We start from the raw sequence: 17,824 nt of genomic DNA, 5'->3' as shown, positions 1-17,824 counted from the left end.
TTGGAAATGCGGTTTGATTGGGCAACGGAAGCCGTATGAGTTGAGAGGCTCACGTACGGTTCTGAGAGAGCCTGAAGGTGAAACTTTGCCTCAGGACAAGAACTACCGCTACGGTTGGCAGCGTTTCTTGGCAGCCCGAACAATCGCAAGGACTTCAACAGCGTCGCGGCAGGAACGCGCAGTGGCGTTATCTACATCCACTGGGCTTTAGCTCTTCGGCACTTCGGACCCCACTTGATCGGCGATCCGTTGCTGTCGACCAGTCGTTTCGACTCGCCTCAACCCCAGCGCTTGACGACCCGCCGATGACAATCGGCCGGGGTCAACACCTTGCCCGCCTTGGAACGTACGGCGATGGTTTCTACCGGCTCCGACAATTCATTGTCGAGCAGCACCGAATAGCTCTCCCCTGTGTTGAACAAGTAGCGCTCCCCCCACTGGCGCATGCTGACGACGATGGGAAACACCGCGCGCCCCATTTCAGTCAGCACATATTCTTTGTAGGCACTGCCGTCGGACGCCGGCTGTATGTTGAATACGCCCAACTCGACGAGCATTTTGAGCTTGACCGTGAGGATGTTCTTGGCGAGACCAAGACGTTTCTGAAATTCACTGAAGCGGCGAACGTCGTCGAACGCGTCGCGGATAATCATTAATACCCAGCGATCTCCGATTGCTTCGAGCGTGCGGGCGACCGGGCATTCGCTCTGCGCCAGTAATTGCTGTCTGGCCATGGGTCTCCTGGAGGCGAGTCAGTAGGAAGGGGGGAAGTTCTAACGTCAGACAAAAATGTTTTGCAGATTTGGTTGCATTTAACAACTTCATTTGATAAAAATCAACGAATCGGTTTCCTTTCGAAACTACATGTTCCAAGGATGGAGTGATGCCGTTCAAGTCTCATGCCCCGGTAAAGATGGACATCGAAGCCGAAAAATCCAGCGGTGGGCACACGCGGCGAGTCCCCCAAACCCGGGACACCTCCAAGCTCAGTCGCTATCAGACTTTTCTTTTTGCAATTACCTGCGCCATGGCGGTCGCAAACGTCTACTTCGCCCAGCCTTTGCTGGAATCGATGGCTGTTAGCCTGTCGGTTTCGTCGGGCACGATTGGTGTCGTAGTGACCGCGACACAAGCCGGCTATGCCGTCGGGTTGTTGTTCATCGTTCCGCTGGGTGATTTGCTCAATCGCAAGAAACTTATCCTTACACAAATGCTGCTGTCGGCTCTGGCCCTGTGCGCAGTTGGCCTGTCGCAGGATTGGGGCATGTTGCTCGGCGCGATGGTGCTGGTGGGCCTGATGGCGGTCGTGGTGCAAGTGGTGGTTGCCTACGCCGCTTCGCTGGCGAGTCCCGAGCAGCGTGGCGAAGCCGTCGGCACCGTGACCAGTGGCGTGGTGCTGGGGATTCTGTTGGCCCGCTTCGTCTCCGGGGCAGTGGCAGATCTGGCCGGCTGGCGCGGCGTTTATTTTGTCTCGGCCGCCCTGATGATCGGCATGGCACTGGTGCTGATGCGCACCATGCCTGCCTCCACCACACCACCGGCGAAAGGCGGCTACTGGCAATTGCTGCGATCGGTGTTCCAGTTGTACCTGACCGAACGCACATTGCGTGTCCGGGGCACCTTCGCCCTGCTGATCTTCGCCGCGTTCAGTGTGTTGTGGACGTCGATGGTACTGCCACTCAGCGCGCCGCCGTTGTCGCTGACACACACCCAGATTGGGTTGTTCGGACTCGCCGGTGTGGCCGGTGCGCTGGCAGCGGCACGGGCCGGACGGCTCGCCGATCAAGGGCTCGGCAATCGCACAACGGGCGTCGCGTTGGCACTGTTGACCTTGTCCTGGCTGCCTACGGCGTTCGTTGAACACTCATTGTTCGCCATGGTGGTAGGTGTGGTGTTATTGGATTTCGCCGTGCAAGCCGTCCATGTCACCAATCAGAGCCTGATCTTTGCCGCACGACCCGATGCACAAAGCCGACTGGTGGGCGCCTACATGTGTTTCTACTCGGTGGGCAGTGGTCTGGGTGCTATAGCCGCTACTTATACTTATGCACACTTTGGCTGGGTCGCCGTTTGTATATTGGGTGCCACCATCAGCGCAGTCGCCCTGCTGTACTGGATCTACCTGGGACTAACTTCCAAATAACGTTCCAACCTAACAACTTCTCGCGATCGCAAATTAACGGATGGCGTGAAACAGTGGGCCTGCCACACACACTTTAATATCAACCGAGGTCAGTATGGCGTTGCACACACTCACTATTGCGTCGCATCAACTTGAGTTTCAGTTACCGGTCAACTCGCCTATTACCGATATCGAGTGGGAAGCCGGTGGCAAGAATGTGATCCCGCTGGGCTGCCGCGTCGGGGCCTGCGGCGCCTGTCTGATCAAAGTCAAATCGGGTCTCGAGGCGTTAAACCCTCGCGACGGCGATGAAGAAGCGTTTATCGAAGTACTGGGCTACACCGGCGAAGAATACCGTCTGGCGTGCCAATGCCTGATAAGAGGTGAATTAGCCATTGAAGTCATTGGCTGATAGTTGCAGTTGAGGTCGGTTCATTAATTAACGCGTTAAAAACAAACCCACAACAGAGGCTTGATTATGCTTAACCGTGTAAAAAATGTTGGCTATGGTGATCGCACTCCTTTTCTCAATGCTGCCGCGTCGTTAAATCTGCGCGGGGAAATTGACCGGATTATCGATACGCAAGTCGAGGAATGGTACGCAACCGTACCTCAAGCCGCTCACCTGGAAGGCAAAGACGTTAACAGCGCGTACTACAAACGTCATCTGGTCGAAACCGCATGGCGCATCCGTCTGCTGCGCGTGGCTGAAGCAAAAGCCCTGGTCGATGTGGCCAAGGTCAGCCCGGAAGCGGCACAGATCTGGGCCCATTACGAACAGGAAGAAATGCTCCACGACGACCTGTTCATTCAGGATCTGGAACGTGTCGGCGTAAGTCGCGAAGAGTTCCTGGCCACCGAACCGTACCTGTCCACCAAGTTGCTGGCGGGCTTCTTCTCCTACCTGCTGGACCACGAAGGCCCACTGGGCGTCGTTGCCTATTCCTACCTGGTCGAGTACGTGAACGTGAAGCTCGAACCACGCAAGCTTGAAGCCCTCAAGGCGTCGGTTGGCGAGAAAAACATCATCGGTCAGGTTTCCCATTCCCACACCGATATCAACGACGACCATCCGGGTGAAGTCTGGGCCGCTCTGCGCTTCCTGATCAAAGGTGAGCAGGACATCGAAGCCCTGAAACGCTACCTGGCCGAGCATCAGAAAATTCTCGCCATGTACTTCAGCGAGCTGTACATCGACACCCTGGCCAAGCCGCAAGACAAGGCAGCTTAAGCCATGGAGCAGGCAATGAATTCAAATCGACCCGGCGTTCTGATCCTGAGCCACTGCGGCTTTTCTTTCCTGGAGGACTTGAAGGAGGAGCTACATCGCCGCCAGCTCCGGTGTTTCGTACTGACTTCATTGCCGCTCCCGGAACACGTGCCGGCCCGCCTGGAACAGATTCTGGGCTGGGCGGACCGGCTCTACACCGCAGACTCTCACCAGTTGAAATTGGAAGATGTGAACAACGCAGTCCAGACGCTGCACAAGTCCGGCGAGCAAGTCACCTGCTGCATCAGTGTGTGGGAAGGTTATCGACACCTGATGGCCGCAGCCAACGCTGCGCTCGGAACGTATGACATTGATGCCCGACAGGCACTGGCATTGCGCAACAAGTTTGAGGTGCGCAACCAACTGGCCGAGGCAGGATTATCGCAAGCCAATGCTTATGCATTGACTGCAACGGTGCTGGAAACACTGCAAGCGCAGAACCAGCGCTACTTCATCAAACCGATCCACGGGATCGCTTCGTATGCGGCGTTTGCGATGCGCAAGGACATCACCTGGGAAGCGCTTGAGGAACTGCGCAAGGCTTCGGTCGAGGACACGGTGTATGCCTCGGCCTTCAACAACGGCTTGCAGTTCATGGCGGAGGATTACATCGCCGGTCAGGAGTTCAGTTTCGAGACGCTGTTGGTCGATGGTCAGGCGCATGTCGTGGCCGTCCATGAAAAATACGAAGTGACCGAGACCGCTGACACGGTGCTGGAAGACAGCTGCACCACGCCGCCGGCAAGCCTTGATCAGGCGCAGATTGCGGCGGGCTTACAGTGGCTGAAGAACGTGCTGGGCTGCATGGATCTCAAGTGGGGCTGCTACCACGTTGAAGCGCGTTTCACCGGGCAACACTGGGACCTGATCGAGATCAATCCGCGCGTTGGCGGCAGCTTGATTTCCCACAGCGTGGAGGCAGTCACCGGCGGCCACAGCATGCTCTCACTGTGGCTGGATCTGCTTCTGGCCAGTCAGGACGACGCCCTGCCCCGCGAAGCGCTCGTGCAACGCCTGACCCAATTTGGCTGGCAGGCGGACGGCAGCAGCGCACAGACCACAGCGACTTTCTTCCGGGTTTATTTCGCCAAACCAGGAACGCTGAGTTCAATCACCCTCAACGACCTGCCCCTGGCGCCGGTGGTGAAACACATTCTGCTCAAAGCAGGCGATGTGATTCCCGCGCATGCCCGGGAAGTGTTTTTGGGGCAGTTGCTGTGGACGTTCGACCGAGACCGTCAGGCAACAGAACTTGAGCGTCTGGCGCGTCTTTCCGCCAGGGCGCTGGACATCCAGTACGACGTCGAAAGCCATTGAAGTCCCGCTGATCAAGCGCCTGGAACAGCAATGCTGTCCATGAACCATTTCATGCATTTGAGGATGACGAACATGCCGCTGCGTGCGCCTGTATTGTTAATAGTGGACTACAACCTGAGCCGGATCGGCGATGTTCTGCACATGCGCAACTACGCGCGCCAGCAATGGGGTGCCGAGACCTGGCTGGTCCGGGACAATCCTCAGGATCATGACCTGCAGATCAGTGACCGGGTCATCGATGCCGACCCGCTGGACCCGGATTTCGTCCGCCATGCGCTGCGTCAGTTGGGCGAGGACGTGGGCAGAATCAGTGCCGGAATGGTTTTTTCCGACAACGCGGTCGCCAGCGGTGCGGCCCTGCTCGAACAACTCGGCCTGCCGGTGGACGACGCCGAGCTGGCGCTGGGCGCCTTTGACAAACTGGCCTACCGCATCGCCGAGCATCGCGACCGTCCCCTGCTTGACCCGCTGGGGGTCATGCTGCCGGACTTCCAGCAGATCGGATGCATCAACGATATGCGCACTTTCGCCCTGCGCCAGGAATGCGGCTTCGTCATCAAACCTGCGTGTGAAGGCAACAATCGCGGGGTGGTGATGGTCGCCCCGGGGGACGATTGCGAGCAGGCCTTTGCCGAAGTCGCGCCCTACCTGGAGGGCGGTGTCTTGGCAGAAGCATTCATCACCTTCACCCGCGAATACTCTTATGACGGCTTGGGCGATCTGTGGTTTATCACGGAAAAAGTCAGCGCCACCGGACGTTATCCCGTGGAAGTAGCGCAGATCCTGCCCGCCCGCCTCAGCCAGCCAGAGCGTCAGGCGATTCGTCAGACCGGCGAGCAGGTCAATCGTCTGGTCGGCCAGCGAATCGGTCCGTTTCACAACGAGATCAAACTCAGTGATGCCGATTACCAAACGGCCGTGATCGAGCCTAACCGTCGCCCCGGCGGCATGAAAATCTGGACGCTTGCGCACGCGGTATATGGAGTCGATCTATATGCGGCGTGGGTCGATTCGGTGTTCTGCGCGTCAGTGCCGCATGAACTGCCACCGGCAACCTGCAGCGCCGCCACGGTGATGTTCGGCGTATCCGAGGACATGACGCTCGACGTGATCGAACTGGGCGAAATCCGCAGCATGGTTGATGACACGCTGACGTTAGCCGCGCAGACCCTCGACTTGGCCAAGGACGATATCGCGCTGCTCGAATGCGCCTGGATCATCGGCCAGTCACGGCTGATCCATGCAACACCCAGAGACAACAGCGACTTCGTGGCCCATGCCTGCGTCGCGTTGCATGACTCGCGCATCGACATCTGCAATCTGGTAACGGTGCTGCGTGAACAGTGGCTCACGGTACTGAACCGCCACCTGTCCGCTGCGCAATCGTTCAAGGTCGCGTCCTGACTTCTCTCTAATACGCTTTGAGATCCCCGGCATGAAAATCCTGATTCTTCACCGTGTCCCGTATCCGCGCATCGAATACCATCGCGGGATTGACCATGACTTGCACGATGTCACGTACATCGGCAAACAATCGGCGATCGATACGCTCCCCGCCGACCTGCGCTGTCACAGCGTGGTGCGAGCCGGGCTGAACAGCGCCTTCGATGAAACGCTGGCGTGGCTGGCCGAAAGTCCCCAAACCTTTGATCGCGTCATTTCGATGTCCGAGTACGAATTGCTCGACGCGGCGCGTCTGCGCGAAGTGCTGAATATCGAAGGTGCGTCGTTGCAGTCAATGACCCTGGCGCGCAACAAGCTGGAGATGAAAGCAGCGGTTCAAGCCCGGCATCTGTGTGTACCGCGCTTCATGTCGCTGGAGCGCTATCTGGCGCTGCAAGGCCATGTACCGTGGACTGGCGCAACCGTGCTGAAACCTCACAGCGGCGCGTCGAGCATGGACGTTAGCATTCATCAGCAACCGGCTCGCGCCTTTGATGAGATCATGCACAAGATCAGTGATCTTGCGCTGCGCATTGATGAGTTTCAGGTCGAAGAATACATCAGCGGCCCGATCCGCCATTTCGACGGTCTGGTATTGAACGGTCGGGTCATCACCCTACTGTCCAGCGAATACGTGGGCACCTGCCTGGATTACATGGAGCGTGGTCAACCGCTCGGTTCGTGGCACATTGAAACCACGGCGTCGATGCACGAGTGGGTCAGCGCGGCGCTGCAAGCGGTGCAGATCCATAATGGAGCGTTTCATCTCGAAGCGATCATGGCGGACGACGAGCCGGTGTTCCTCGAGGTCGGTAACCGTGTCGGTGGCGCGGATGTGGTCGCGACCTATGAGCTAGCCACGGGCATCCACTTGCCGTCGCTGGAACTACGCATTCACGTCGACGGCGAACTGGACCTTTCGGCCTTCAGTCTCCAGCAGAACGACCTGGGTTTCGGCTGGTTTGTGTACCCGGGGCACACCCATCCGGAGCGGATCTACCAGGGCCTGGACGGCGCCGAAGAGCTGCGCGCAAGTGCGCACGTCGTGCAGTGGAATGAACTGTCAGTGGGCGCGCTGTTGCCGGAGCACGTGACGTATTCGGCGTTCGAAGCGCCATTGGCCGGCATCGTCAAAAGCGCTGAACCCCAGCAGACCCGTGCATGGATGCAATCGTTGTTTTCACGTGTGCGCCTGGCGCACAACCTGACCTCTGTGGCGTGACACCGACCTCTTTCATCAAGGCAAATAATCCATGAAACCACTGCACGTAGTGTTGGCTGTATTGATAACGGCAATCTGGGGTGTGAATTTCTCGGTGATCAAACTGGGACTGGCCACCGTCGATCCGCTCATCCTGGCGGGTATCCGCTTCAGTCTCTGTGCGTTACCGGCGATTTTCTTCATCCGTAAACCCGACGTGCCGTGGCGCTACATCATCGGCTATGGCCTGGTGTTCGGCATTGGTCTGTGGGGCGTGGTCAATCTGGGTATCAAGGCCGGGTTGTCGGCGGGCATCGCGTCGCTGGTGCTGCAGTTCAGCGCGTTCTTCACCATCCTGCTCGGCGGTTGGGTGTTCAAGGAAGCGCTGACCCGCTTCCAGGTGCTGGGCATGTTGATCGCCCTCGCGGGGCTGCTGTGCATCATCAAGATCAGTGACGGTTCGGTGAGCCTGACCGGCGTGTTGCTGGTGCTGGTGGGCGCGGCGTCTTGGAGCGTTGCCAACATCATCAACAAGAAGGCCAGCACCAAGGATGTCTTCGGCTTTCTGATCTGGTCCAGCGCATTTGCACCGATTCCGCTGTTCGCCCTCGATTACGCAGTGAACGGTAGCGCCGGCTACACCGCGTTTGTCAGTCAGGTGAACACGACTGCCGTGTTGTCGATCCTGTTCCAGGTCTATCCCAACACGCTGTTCGCTTACTGGATCTGGAACTCGCTGCTCAAAACCTATCCGGTCTCCACAGTGGCGCCGCTGTCTCTGCTGGTGCCGATCTTCGGCATGCTCGGCTCGGTAGTGGTGTTCAACGAAAGTGTGCCGGTGAGCAAAGTAATGGCGATGGTACTGATCGTACTCGGCCTGGCCGTCGGCCTCTATGGTCAGCGTATTTTCAATGCTATTTTCGCGCGCCCTGCGCGCACTTCAATGTGAAACGATAGGGTACCGGTATGAGTCTGGGAAGACGTGATTTTATGGGCGCCACTGTAGGAGCGACCCTGATTGGAGGCAGCATGTTTGCAGATGTAGTAAACGCACAGGTGGGTCAAGCGCCTGTCAAGGATGAAACCGTGCCGACACTTGATCCCGCCGATTGGGCTTCGGTACGAGCGCAGTTCAAGCTGTCGCCGGAGTTTGTGCACATTTCCAATTTCTTTCTGGCTTCCAACCCCAAGCCGGTACGCGATGCGATGGCGCGCCACCGCCAGGCCTTCGACGAGAACCCTTACACCTACCTTGAAGACAATATGTTCGCCAAACCCGAAGACATGGTTTGGCGCAAGGTTTGCGCTGCGGCGGCAGAGTACACCGGTGGCCGGGCCGAGGACATCGCGCTGACCACCAGCACCACTCAGGGTCTGGCGATGATCTACAACGGCCTGAAGCTGCGTCCCGATCAGGAAATACTGACTACACATCACGAGTGGTATACCCACGACGAGGCCATGCGCCTGGCAGTGGTCAAATGGGGTGGGAGCATCCGTCGCATCGACCTGTACGAAGGACCTGAGGATGTCAGTGTCGACGCGATCGTCGCGCGCATAGAAGCGGCCATCAAACCCTCGACCCGCATTCTGGCCATGACCTGGGTGCACTCGGGCACTGGCGTGCGCTTGCCGCTCAAGGACATCGGTGCACTTGTGACCCGACTCAATCGTGATCGCGCTGAAGCCGATCAGATCATCTATGTGATCGACGGTGTGCACGGCTTCGGTTGTTCCGAGGCGCAGGTGGCCAGTCTGGGCTGCGACTTTTTCAGCGCCGGCACGCACAAGTGGATTCTTGGCCCGCACGGTACGGGGCTGGTCTGGGCACGTGAAGGTCAATGGGCGCAGATTACTCCCACCATCCCTACCATCATGGCCGCCGAGCCTGGCAACGCCTGGCGCCAGCAACGCGATCCGCAAGGTGAAACGCAGGCCGCCTGGGTCAGCCCTGGCGGATTCCTGGCATTTGAAAACCAGTGGGGGGTGATCGAGGCGTTCGAGTTCGTCAAGAAAATCGGCCGCAAGCGTATCGCCGACCGCGTCGCCGAACTCAACGGTCAACTGAAAGAAGGCCTGGCGAGTCTGCCCAATGTGCACCTGCATACGCCCCGCTCCGCCGAGTTTTCCGCTGGAATCGTGTGCTGCGACGTTAAAGGCTGGACGCCCAAGGATGTCGTGGCGAAGTTGAAAGCACAGAAGATCATCGCCAGTGCCACACCGTATCGCCATTCGACGGTGCGTTTCTCTGCAGGGATCGTCAACACCCCTGAAGATATCGAGAAAACCCTCAAGGTCATGCGCACGTTCGCCTGACACCCCACCAGCCCGGATCGACGCCAGTCTTCTGCACCGCTCAATGCCGCTGCGGGGCTGACGTCGGCCGTTCAGATTCAACGAATCGCACCTACTCAAGGGCAAGGATCGACGACATGAGTGAACACCCAAGCACCGCAAAAGAGTTGGCCATTTTCCTGTTCTGCTCGACGGTCTACCGCCTGTTTTCCGGCGCACTGCTGGTCTCGTTGACCTGGACCATTCTCAAACAGAACGATGGCGACTACCTGCCGTTGGCCCTGGCGATTTTCTGCTCGTTCATACCGGCGTTCATCACCCCGATGATGATCAAGCGCCTGTCGCGCCACATGACCGGACGCCAGATGAGCAGCCTGTTCGTACTGTGCCTGACGGGCCTGGCGCTGATATCCGGGTTCTCGCGAAACTTTACCCTCGGCTTACTGATCACCAACCTGTTTGTGTGGCTGATGATCATGTCGCTCGAAGCCAGCCTGGACATGTGGTTTACCCAGCTGCAACGGGGCATGGATGAAACCAAAGTACGGCGGATCAGTGGCGCGACCACGGCCACCAGTCAGGCGGCCCTGATGATCGGTCCGTTGTTGGCAGCGGGTTTGATGCCGATTCTGACCGGTATCGGTTTTTCCCTTGTACTGAGCACCGGTTTCTTGCTGGTTGCGGGTATTTGCTACACGCGCAACGGCCTGCCCATGGATGTTCGCGAGAAGCTCGAAGTGGCGGCTTCCGCCAGACTGCCGATGACCCTGTTTGTGCCGATGGTGCTGATCTGGCCGATTCTAGGCGCGTTCAATTTCATGCTGCCCGTGTACGTATCGAATCACGGATGGACGCTTTTTGAACTGGGTGTCCTTGATGCCGTGTTCGGCTTGGGCATGGCGCTGATCGGCGTGCTGGTCATCATCGCCAACACCGGCCGTAACCTGCTGGTTTACCTGTCGGCGCTGACTGCGCTGTCGGTGATTTCCACCACGATGTGGTGGGTGATGCCGGATACGCTGTTTCTCAAAGCGCTGAGCCTGTTAATTCTGGGCATGGCCTTTGGCGGTGCTCGTGTGCATATCCGTGTCGCGATTGCCTGCCGCTACAGCGAAGCGGCCGTCGGACTGTACGTGAGCAAGGCAAATGCCCTGGCAACGCCGATGCTGCTGCTGATTCTCAGTCTGCAGTTGGCGATCATCGAGAACGCCTGGCTGCTGCCGTTCCTGCTGGTGACCCTGTCGGTCGTGCTGTTGCTGCAGACCTCGGCGACGCGCTTCGCCCGTGGGCAAACGCCTGTCGAAGCCGTGGGTGCCTGAACGCCGAACTACAACGGCCGATCCTCAACCACTCGCTTCATCACCCGCGTCAACATCAGTCTTTGGACATTGGGCAATGTTGAACAGCTGTCGTCGTACAGCCGCGGGAACGCCGACAGATCCTGAGTGATGACCGGTCTGGGCCGACTACGGCCCTTCATGACCGGCAGCCACTGGCCCGCTTGCAAGGTTGCGGTCAGTGCTGGCGGGCTAACCCGAAAATATCAGCCACCCCCCGGCAGATGCCCCAACGGCAGCGCCCCCGGCGTCTTCACCGTATGAATCGCAAAATTACTCCGGATGTCACTCACCCCCGGCAACTTCAGCAGTCGCCCAGTGAGAAAACGGTCGTAGGCCCGCAAGTCGGGCACCACCACTTGCAACAGAAAGTCCGATTCGCCTGACACCAGAAACGCCGAAATCACCTCCGGCAACGCCGTGACCGCTTGGCGAAACGCTTCGGCCTGTTCGTCGTTGTGCCGTTCAACCTTGACGCCGACAAAGATTGTCAGCCCCAGGCCCACTTCGTCGCGATCGAGGACGGCCTGGTAGCCGCGAATCACGCCGGCCTCTTCCAACATCCGCACGCGGCGCAGGCACGGTGAGGCGGACAGGCCGATTTCTTCGGCCAGTTGCACGTTGCTGAGGCGGCCGTCGCGTTGCAGCGCGGCGAGGATTTTGCGGTCGAAGGCATCCAGTTTCATGAGTTGGCATTTTCCGATTGATCCAAGTGAATATGTAGCAGGTTATGCCAATTTAAGCGGTGTTAGAAGCTGACTTCGCAACCACCTGCCCTGCCCCTCAACCCTAGACTGACACTACCGAAATCGTCGATATGCAGGAGGTGTGGTGTGGCAGAGCTCTGGTTGTTTTTGATGGCGTTAGTGGTGGTGTACCTGTTGCCCGGCCCGGACATGATCCTGCTGCTGCAAACCGGCGCTCGTCAGGGTAAAGGCGCGGCGCTGGCGACAGCCGTGGGTCTGGGGATCGCTCGGGGGTGTCATGTCGCGCTGGCAGCGTTGGGGCTTTCGGCGTTGTTCAAGACCGCGCCCTGGACCTTTGACGTGGTGCGCCTGGCCGGTGCCGCGTACTTGCTATGGATTGGTTTTCAATGCCTGCGCACTTCGTTGTTGCCAAGCTTTGAAGGGGCCGGCGTTGAGGCAGGAAGCCGACAGTGGCACCAGTCGATTCGACGCGGATTGTTGACCAACCTGCTCAATCCCAAAGCGCTGCTGTTTTGCTCGGTGTTGTTGCCGCAGTTCATCGACCCACAGGGCGGGCCAGTGCTTGGGCAGTTTGCAACCCTCGGCGTGGTGTTGGTCAGCGTCGGCTTGCTGTTTGACAGCGCCTATGCGCTGGTGGGCGTGGCGCTCGGTCGCTGGCTCCAGCGCTCTCCTTCGGCCCAGCGTATGCAGCAGTGGTTGTTTGGGAGTCTTTTGATTGGGTTTGCTGTGCGGCTGACGTTTGTGCAGCAGTCGTAGTGCGGATGCATTTCGTTGTGCTTCACATCCAGAAATAACCCCAACCCGCCTAACCGACGCCCTTGTATGACGCGGCTTCTAGACTGGGTTGCGATGACAGCGCTTGCTTACACTCGGTGGTTAAAGCGTTGATCATCAGAGCAAGGTGGGTATAGTACCCACCAAGCACACCACACGGAGGTGATGCACTCCCGGAGAACGATTGACATGCTTTACCCGATTGCAATTTCCATGGGCGATGAGAAGCACGCTTGGGGCGTTGAAGTACCGGATATTCCCGGTTGTTTTTCTGCTGGCGATGACCTGGACGATGCCATGGCGATGGCCCGCGAGGCTATTGAGGGGCACTTCGAGATTCTGGCGGAGGACGGCTCGCCGATTCCATCGGCCAATACAGTCACCTTGCATGCGGCCAATGCGAAATACGCAGGCTGCACCTGGGCGCTGGTGGATATTGATGTGACCAAATATCTGGGTAAGGCGCAGAAGCTCAACATCACCTTACCCGGCTATCTGCTGAACCGTATCGACGATTACGTGCTGCACCATCCTGAAGAAAAAAGCCGCTCCGGTTTTCTCGCATCGGCGGCGCTGAAGGTGTTACAGCAAGGACGTTGAAAGCAGGCCTGCCCCACACCCTGTGGGAGCGAGCCTGCTCGCGATAGCACCCTGTCAGCAACATCAATCCCGCTGATCCGACGCCATCGCGAGCAGGCTCGCTCACACATCCAGCTCTTTGCAACAGGCCGGTTATTTTTTCTCCGAACCGGACTCCTGCATCTGCACCGACGACTTGGTGCCATCGGTGTTGTCCTTGGTCTCGTTGTCCGAGTTGTCAAAGCAGCCTTGCAGAGCGAACAGGCAACAGGTCAAGCAAAAGGTGCGCGCAAGATTCATGGTGTACTCCGATTGAGGGCTTTAAGCAGTGACCTCCGGATACGGCAAATGGTTGCGACGACCTTGCGGGTCAATGAACTTAAGGCCGCGCCGCCCATGTCGGTAGAATTTTCATCGCTTCGTTGCTGTCACACCAGACAGGTGCATCCCAGAAGGAAACGCAGCAATGAATTTCGCAAAAATCGCACAAAAACTGGCCCTGTGGGCGGGTAGCCCCAAGACATTTTTGGGGGCGCTGGTGTTGTTGGTGCTCTGGGCCGCCAGCGGGCCGCTTTTCCAGTTCAACGATACCTGGCAACTGATCATCAACACCTCGACCACGATCATCACATTCCTGATGGTGTTCCTGATTCAGAACACACAGAACCGTGATACCGACATCTTGCATCTGAAGGTGGACGAGCTGATACGGGCGACCAAGCATGCACACAACGCGATGCTCGGCCTGGAGTCCCTGGACCTCAAGCAACTGGAAGCGATGCGAAAACACTACCAGGCGATGGGTGAGCAGGAAGCCAAAAACCTTGGCGCCGAACAAGGCCTGGAGCAAAAAAACAAGATCGATCTGAATCAATGCTGAGCAGACGGCGCGAGTGGGGATTGCCCACTCGCGCGGCTTAGCATCAAGGCAGCGGATTACCGCCCGTCACGCCAAACACTTCCCCGGTGATGTAGCTCGATTCCTGTGACGCCAGCAGCACATAAAGCGGTGCACATTCGGCCGGTTGGCCGGGGCGCTTCATTGGAACCTGAGAACCGAAGGTGGGAATTTTCTCCTGGGGCTGTCCGCCGCTGGGTTGCAGCACGGTCCAGATCGGGCCCGGCGCCACAGCATTGACCCGTATGCCCTTACTGATCACCTGCCCCGCCAGCGCCTTGGTGAATGCGACGATGGCCGCTTTGGTGGTGGCGTAGTCCAGCAACGTGGCAGACGGATCGTAGGATTGGATCGACGCCGTATTGATCACCGTCGCCCCCGCCGGCATCAGCGGCACCGCGGTCTTACAGATCCAGAACATCGCATAGATGTTGGTTTTCATGGTGTCATCAAATTGCGCGGTGGTGATATCGGCAATGTCCTTCTGCGCTTCCTGTTTACCCGCGACATTCACCAGAATATCCAGGCCGCCCAGTTGCTCATGGGCGCTTCTCACCAGTTGGACGCAGAATTTTTCATCCTTCAGGTCGCCCGGGATTGCAATCGCCTTGCGCCCTTCGGCCTCAATCAGCTCAATGACTTGCCGGGCGTCGCGCTCCTCGCTGGGCAGATAGTTGATCGCCACATCTGCGCCTTCCCGGGCGTAAGCAATGGCGGCGGCGCGACCGATGCCCGAGTCGCCACCGGTCACCAAAGCCTTGCGCCCTTCCAGGCGCCCGAACCCCTGGTAACTTTTTTCACCGTGATCGGGCTTGGGCACCATATCCTGATCGATACCCGGTGGCGACTGCGGCTGGTCGGGAAACGGCGGACGGGGATATTGAGTCAAGGGGTTCTGCATCGCGTATTGGTTGGGTTCTCGGCGTGTAGACATCGAACTTCTCCTTTTCGGCGGGCAAAGTGAGCCGGGACGCAAGCGCCCTGGCCCGGAATATTAAAAAGTGCGGCGAATCAGCGACTGGCCTGGAGCGCCCTGGCCATTTCGAGATGGGTCTGCAACTTAGGCAGGGTTTCGTCGGCGAACGCCTTGATTTCCGGCACCTCGGTGGTCTTGGCCTGCTCCTCGATCTGCGCGATGGCTTCCTCGGTGGCCTTGACCTGGCTGGCGGCATAGGCAGCATCGAACGACTCGCCTTCGGGCACTTGCGGTACGGGCGGTATCAGGCTCTTGGCCTTGTCAGCCACTTCTTCCGGTGGTGGGACAGGCAGGTCGAGCTTTTTCGCGATTTTGGCCAGATGCTGGTTGGCGGTGGTGCGGTCATTGATCACCATGATGGTGTAATCCTTGACTTCCCTGGACTCGGCTTTGCCGTGGGCCATACGGCTGGCCTCAATGTCAGCCATGCCTTTGGCCGAAGCATCATTGATAAATTCGGCAGGCGATTGTGCCCAAGCACTGCTAGCCCCCAGGCCCATCAGCACGACGAGACTGGTGGTGCGTAATAAGGTGGCCATCCGGCTCATGGTCACGCCCTCCTCTGATAGAAATTGCGGCGGGTCTTCCCACCACTGAATCAGAACCACCTGTGACGCTTTAACAAGATGCCTTCCCGATTGCAGCCGATGTCGGCTTTCGACAGGCGCATATCGAGGGTCATGGTGGTGGTTCTCCCACATCTGCGACCCGCTCCAGGCGCCTTCGTTCGATCGGGGGCAATGTTTCCGGCGAGCGGGGCTCTCAGGACATTCGAAAGGATCGGGGACTGAAAGGTTTGAAAAAACGTCCTGCGGCACGACGAACGGCGGCGCGCAGTCAAATACCGAACGTTTGGTGATTCTGGCGTTTGGCGGCGTACATCGCCTCGTCAGCGTGGCGGAACAGCGCAACATCTTCGCTGCCATGTTCGGGGAAACAGGCCACGCCGATGCTCGGTTCGATGCTCAGGCAGTGCCCGTCCAGGCGCAGCGGCTGGCTCAGTGCATGACGGATCTTTTCTTGCACACGGTGGGCATCTTCCAAAGTCTGGACACTATGGAGCAGGACGACGAACTCATCGCCGCCAATGCGCGCCACGGTATCGGTGTCGCGCACACAGCCCTGGAGCCGGCTGGCCACTGCCTGCAATAACATGTCGCCCACTGCGTGGCCGTAGGTGTCGTTGATCTGCTTGAAGCGATCCAGGTCGATATACAGCAGCGCCATGCGCCCAGAGGCCGCCCGGGCGGTGGCCAGTGCGGCCTTGAAGCGTTCGCGCAGCAATTCGCGGTTGGGTATCTGGGTCAACTGATCGTACTGAGCCATGCGCTGCAACCGGGCGTGCAATTGCTGACGCTCAATGGCGATGGTGAGCTGCGCACAGACGTATTGCAGCAACTCCTTGTCTTGCTCGGTGTAGCGCTGGTTGTCTTGCGCGCTCTTGACGATCAACGCACCGATCGTACCGCTCTGCGAGATCAGTGGCACGCCCAGCCAGCAGGGGGCGTTCGGTTGCGCCACCAGGTCACCAAACCCCAATGGCAACTGACCGCAACCGGGCGTCAGTAGGATCGGCTGGCCACTGCGAATCACTTCGGCGCACAGGCGCTTGGTGACCGAGCCCGGCACATCGGGCTGTCGCTCCAGGTCATCGACGTGATAGGCAAAGGTCAACTGCTCGCACTGCTCGTCATACAGCGCCACCGAAAAGTTCAGCGCTGGCAGCCATTCGCCAATGATCAGGTGAATGCGCTTGAACAACGCCAGCAAGTCCGCTGCGGCATGGGCGGCCTCGGAAATCGCATACAACGCTGCTTGCCGGGACTCGGCCTGCTTGCGCTCGGTGATGTCCCGGGCCACGGCGATCCGCAACCCGTCCGCCGGCGACCAGCGCGCCGACCACAAAATATGTACCACCCGCCCGTCCTTGCGCAGATAGCGGTTCTCGAAATTGAGCTTGGGCTCGCCGTCCATGATCTCCCGCGCCGCTTCAAGAGTGCGCTGGCGGTCGGCAGGGTGCACCAGGTCGATCATCGGCTGACCGATCAATTCCTGCGGGGTGTAACCAAAAATGCGCTCACAAGCGGCGCTGACAAACACAAAACGCCCCTGACCGTCGACGGCGCACACGGCGTCCATCAAAAGATCAATGTAGCTGGCCAGCGGCGCGGAATTGCGAGTGTCCATGGGGCTGGTGATCTTCCGTTAATGCAACGTTGAAGAAAGCCTTACGTGCGCAGCCGATACGTCAGCCTTACGCCTTGCTGGCCAACAAGCCTGGCACTGCATGCCACAAGGCGTTGATGGCAAAACCAATGAACATCACGCCACACAACCGGGTGATTGTCAGTTCGTGACGCTGATACAGCACGCGGACCTGACTCGCACCCACAATACCAATGAGGATAGCGTAAGCGATCAGGCCGCCCAGAAAACTGAGTGCGATCAGCCAAGGCAACATCGACCAGTGCAGCAGCTCGGCACGGCTGGACAGCAAAGCCGTGAAGGTCGCCACCGCCACCGGGTAGGCCTTGGGATTGGTCAGGCCGAATATCACACCGTGCCAGAATGGCTGACGCGCCGGGCCTTGTGGCGCACCGGCGCTGCCCGCGCGGGCACGAACGGCCCGCAGGCCCAACCAGAACAGATAAAGCCCGCTGATCACGCCCAATACATCGAACGCTACGCTGCCTATTTCCCGTGCACCGACAATCGCTACCAGCGCGGTGCCACACCAGATCACATCTCCCAAAAGGTGCCCGCAGAGAAACCCAGCCCCGGCCCGCCGCCCTCGTGCGGCGCCAATGCCGAACACCGCCAGCACTCCAGGCCCTGGCGTGATGCCATAGATGAAGCCGCTGGCAAGGATAGTGAACAGCAGCGAGGGGGTCATGACGGGCGGTCC

At 58.7% G+C, this 17,824-nt stretch carries 19 protein-coding genes; 12 read left to right on the top strand and 7 right to left on the bottom strand.

Annotated elements, in window-relative coordinates:
* Positions 1 to 278: 278 nt before the first annotated feature.
* Entirely contained in the window at positions 279 to 734 is a 456-nt protein-coding gene (locus BMY45_RS10345) for a winged helix-turn-helix transcriptional regulator (protein ID WP_092397253.1), read from the bottom strand.
* A 149-nt stretch (positions 735 to 883) separates the two neighbouring features.
* Between BMY45_RS10345 and BMY45_RS10340 the strand changes: the two genes are divergently transcribed.
* The 9 genes from BMY45_RS10340 to BMY45_RS10300 all read left to right on the top strand — a co-directional run bounded on the left by BMY45_RS10340 (position 884) and on the right by BMY45_RS10300 (position 10,967).
* The gene (locus BMY45_RS10340; protein ID WP_092397251.1) at positions 884 to 2,143 is read left to right on the top strand and encodes an MFS transporter; all 1,260 of its coding nucleotides are present in this window, start codon (positions 884 to 886) and stop codon (positions 2,141 to 2,143) included.
* Positions 2,144 to 2,237: 94 nt separating this feature from the next.
* Positions 2,238 to 2,534, top strand: a complete 297-nt coding sequence (locus BMY45_RS10335; RefSeq protein ID WP_092397249.1) for a 2Fe-2S iron-sulfur cluster-binding protein — start codon at positions 2,238 to 2,240, stop codon at positions 2,532 to 2,534.
* Between the two features lie 66 nt (positions 2,535 to 2,600).
* Positions 2,601 to 3,353 carry a hypothetical protein gene (locus tag BMY45_RS10330; protein WP_092397246.1) on the top strand — a complete coding sequence of 251 codons (753 nt, stop codon included), beginning with the start codon at positions 2,601 to 2,603 and terminating at the stop codon, positions 3,351 to 3,353.
* Between the two features lie 15 nt (positions 3,354 to 3,368).
* Positions 3,369 to 4,709 (top strand): ATP-grasp domain-containing protein, encoded by a 1,341-nt coding sequence (locus BMY45_RS10325; RefSeq protein ID WP_092397244.1) that lies wholly within the window; start codon positions 3,369 to 3,371, stop codon positions 4,707 to 4,709.
* Between the two features lie 72 nt (positions 4,710 to 4,781).
* Positions 4,782 to 6,113 (top strand): ATP-grasp domain-containing protein, encoded by a 1,332-nt coding sequence (locus tag BMY45_RS10320; RefSeq protein ID WP_092397747.1) that lies wholly within the window; start codon positions 4,782 to 4,784, stop codon positions 6,111 to 6,113.
* 31 nt (positions 6,114 to 6,144) lie between these two features.
* On the top strand, positions 6,145 to 7,374 hold the full coding sequence (locus tag BMY45_RS10315; RefSeq protein WP_092397242.1) for an ATP-grasp domain-containing protein: 1,230 nt from the start codon (positions 6,145 to 6,147) through the stop codon (positions 7,372 to 7,374).
* A 31-nt stretch (positions 7,375 to 7,405) separates the two neighbouring features.
* Positions 7,406 to 8,302, top strand: coding sequence for an EamA family transporter (locus tag BMY45_RS10310; RefSeq protein WP_092397240.1), 897 nt, complete (start codon positions 7,406 to 7,408; stop codon positions 8,300 to 8,302).
* A gap of 80 nt (positions 8,303 to 8,382) precedes the next feature.
* Positions 8,383 to 9,669 (top strand): aminotransferase class V-fold PLP-dependent enzyme, encoded by a 1,287-nt coding sequence (locus BMY45_RS10305; protein WP_092397238.1) that lies wholly within the window; start codon positions 8,383 to 8,385, stop codon positions 9,667 to 9,669.
* Positions 9,670 to 9,785: 116 nt separating this feature from the next.
* Positions 9,786 to 10,967 (top strand): MFS transporter, encoded by a 1,182-nt coding sequence (locus BMY45_RS10300; RefSeq protein WP_092397236.1) that lies wholly within the window; start codon positions 9,786 to 9,788, stop codon positions 10,965 to 10,967.
* Between the two features lie 224 nt (positions 10,968 to 11,191).
* Here the strand turns inward: BMY45_RS10300 and BMY45_RS10290 are convergent, their stop codons facing one another.
* Positions 11,192 to 11,671 (bottom strand): Lrp/AsnC family transcriptional regulator, encoded by a 480-nt coding sequence (locus tag BMY45_RS10290; RefSeq protein WP_092397234.1) that lies wholly within the window; start codon positions 11,669 to 11,671, stop codon positions 11,192 to 11,194.
* 147 nt (positions 11,672 to 11,818) lie between these two features.
* Here BMY45_RS10290 and BMY45_RS10285 point away from each other — a divergent pair, with 147 nt between their 5' ends.
* Positions 11,819 to 12,448 carry a LysE family translocator gene (locus BMY45_RS10285; protein WP_092397232.1) on the top strand — a complete coding sequence of 210 codons (630 nt, stop codon included), beginning with the start codon at positions 11,819 to 11,821 and terminating at the stop codon, positions 12,446 to 12,448.
* Between the two features lie 207 nt (positions 12,449 to 12,655).
* A complete protein-coding gene (locus BMY45_RS10280; RefSeq protein WP_092397230.1) occupies positions 12,656 to 13,066 on the top strand; it encodes a type II toxin-antitoxin system HicB family antitoxin in 411 nt (136 codons plus the stop codon).
* Between the two features lie 132 nt (positions 13,067 to 13,198).
* On the opposite strand, the gene BMY45_RS28160 is transcribed toward BMY45_RS10280, so the two are convergent.
* Complete coding sequence (locus BMY45_RS28160) at positions 13,199 to 13,345, bottom strand: hypothetical protein (protein WP_177193336.1); 147 nt, start codon at positions 13,343 to 13,345, stop codon at positions 13,199 to 13,201.
* Positions 13,346 to 13,511: 166 nt separating this feature from the next.
* Here BMY45_RS28160 and BMY45_RS10275 point away from each other — a divergent pair, with 166 nt between their 5' ends.
* Complete coding sequence (locus BMY45_RS10275) at positions 13,512 to 13,925, top strand: low affinity iron permease family protein (protein WP_092397228.1); 414 nt, start codon at positions 13,512 to 13,514, stop codon at positions 13,923 to 13,925.
* Between the two features lie 43 nt (positions 13,926 to 13,968).
* Here BMY45_RS10275 and BMY45_RS10270 read toward each other — a convergent pair whose 3' ends face one another.
* The 4 genes from BMY45_RS10270 to BMY45_RS10255 form a co-directional block, all read right to left on the bottom strand.
* Entirely contained in the window at positions 13,969 to 14,877 is a 909-nt protein-coding gene (locus BMY45_RS10270; RefSeq protein ID WP_092397226.1) for an SDR family oxidoreductase, read from the bottom strand.
* Between the two features lie 77 nt (positions 14,878 to 14,954).
* Positions 14,955 to 15,467, bottom strand: coding sequence for a DUF4142 domain-containing protein (locus tag BMY45_RS10265; protein ID WP_092397224.1), 513 nt, complete (start codon positions 15,465 to 15,467; stop codon positions 14,955 to 14,957).
* A gap of 289 nt (positions 15,468 to 15,756) precedes the next feature.
* The gene (locus BMY45_RS10260) at positions 15,757 to 17,106 is read right to left on the bottom strand and encodes a sensor domain-containing protein (RefSeq protein WP_092397222.1); all 1,350 of its coding nucleotides are present in this window, start codon (positions 17,104 to 17,106) and stop codon (positions 15,757 to 15,759) included.
* 67 nt (positions 17,107 to 17,173) lie between these two features.
* Positions 17,174 to 17,812 carry a LysE family translocator gene (locus tag BMY45_RS10255; RefSeq protein ID WP_092397220.1) on the bottom strand — a complete coding sequence of 213 codons (639 nt, stop codon included), beginning with the start codon at positions 17,810 to 17,812 and terminating at the stop codon, positions 17,174 to 17,176.
* Between the last annotated feature and the right edge of the window lie 12 nt (positions 17,813 to 17,824).

It is taken from the genome of Pseudomonas sp. NFACC39-1 (genome assembly GCF_900110355.1).
GTDB lineage: Bacteria > Pseudomonadota > Gammaproteobacteria > Pseudomonadales > Pseudomonadaceae > Aquipseudomonas > Aquipseudomonas tehranensis.
Note: the sequence above shows the minus strand (reverse complement) of the source record. Positions and strands in the feature narration are given on the sequence as shown.

Coding starts and splice junctions, on each gene's coding strand:
- BMY45_RS10345 (WP_092397253.1), bottom strand. CDS start 734: ATGGCCAGACAGCAATTACTGGCGCAGAGCGAATGCCCGGTCGCCCGC.
- BMY45_RS10340 (WP_092397251.1), top strand. CDS start 884: ATGCCGTTCAAGTCTCATGCCCCGGTAAAGATGGACATCGAAGCCGAA.
- BMY45_RS10335 (WP_092397249.1), top strand. CDS start 2,238: ATGGCGTTGCACACACTCACTATTGCGTCGCATCAACTTGAGTTTCAG.
- BMY45_RS10330 (WP_092397246.1), top strand. CDS start 2,601: ATGCTTAACCGTGTAAAAAATGTTGGCTATGGTGATCGCACTCCTTTT.
- BMY45_RS10325 (WP_092397244.1), top strand. CDS start 3,369: ATGAATTCAAATCGACCCGGCGTTCTGATCCTGAGCCACTGCGGCTTT.
- BMY45_RS10320 (WP_092397747.1), top strand. CDS start 4,782: ATGCCGCTGCGTGCGCCTGTATTGTTAATAGTGGACTACAACCTGAGC.
- BMY45_RS10315 (WP_092397242.1), top strand. CDS start 6,145: ATGAAAATCCTGATTCTTCACCGTGTCCCGTATCCGCGCATCGAATAC.
- BMY45_RS10310 (WP_092397240.1), top strand. CDS start 7,406: ATGAAACCACTGCACGTAGTGTTGGCTGTATTGATAACGGCAATCTGG.
- BMY45_RS10305 (WP_092397238.1), top strand. CDS start 8,383: ATGTTTGCAGATGTAGTAAACGCACAGGTGGGTCAAGCGCCTGTCAAG.
- BMY45_RS10300 (WP_092397236.1), top strand. CDS start 9,786: ATGAGTGAACACCCAAGCACCGCAAAAGAGTTGGCCATTTTCCTGTTC.
- BMY45_RS10290 (WP_092397234.1), bottom strand. CDS start 11,671: ATGAAACTGGATGCCTTCGACCGCAAAATCCTCGCCGCGCTGCAACGC.
- BMY45_RS10280 (WP_092397230.1), top strand. CDS start 12,656: ATGCTTTACCCGATTGCAATTTCCATGGGCGATGAGAAGCACGCTTGG.
- BMY45_RS28160 (WP_177193336.1), bottom strand. CDS start 13,345: ATGAATCTTGCGCGCACCTTTTGCTTGACCTGTTGCCTGTTCGCTCTG.
- BMY45_RS10275 (WP_092397228.1), top strand. CDS start 13,512: ATGAATTTCGCAAAAATCGCACAAAAACTGGCCCTGTGGGCGGGTAGC.
- BMY45_RS10270 (WP_092397226.1), bottom strand. CDS start 14,877: ATGTCTACACGCCGAGAACCCAACCAATACGCGATGCAGAACCCCTTG.
- BMY45_RS10265 (WP_092397224.1), bottom strand. CDS start 15,467: ATGAGCCGGATGGCCACCTTATTACGCACCACCAGTCTCGTCGTGCTG.
- BMY45_RS10260 (WP_092397222.1), bottom strand. CDS start 17,106: ATGGACACTCGCAATTCCGCGCCGCTGGCCAGCTACATTGATCTTTTG.
- BMY45_RS10255 (WP_092397220.1), bottom strand. CDS start 17,812: ATGACCCCCTCGCTGCTGTTCACTATCCTTGCCAGCGGCTTCATCTAT.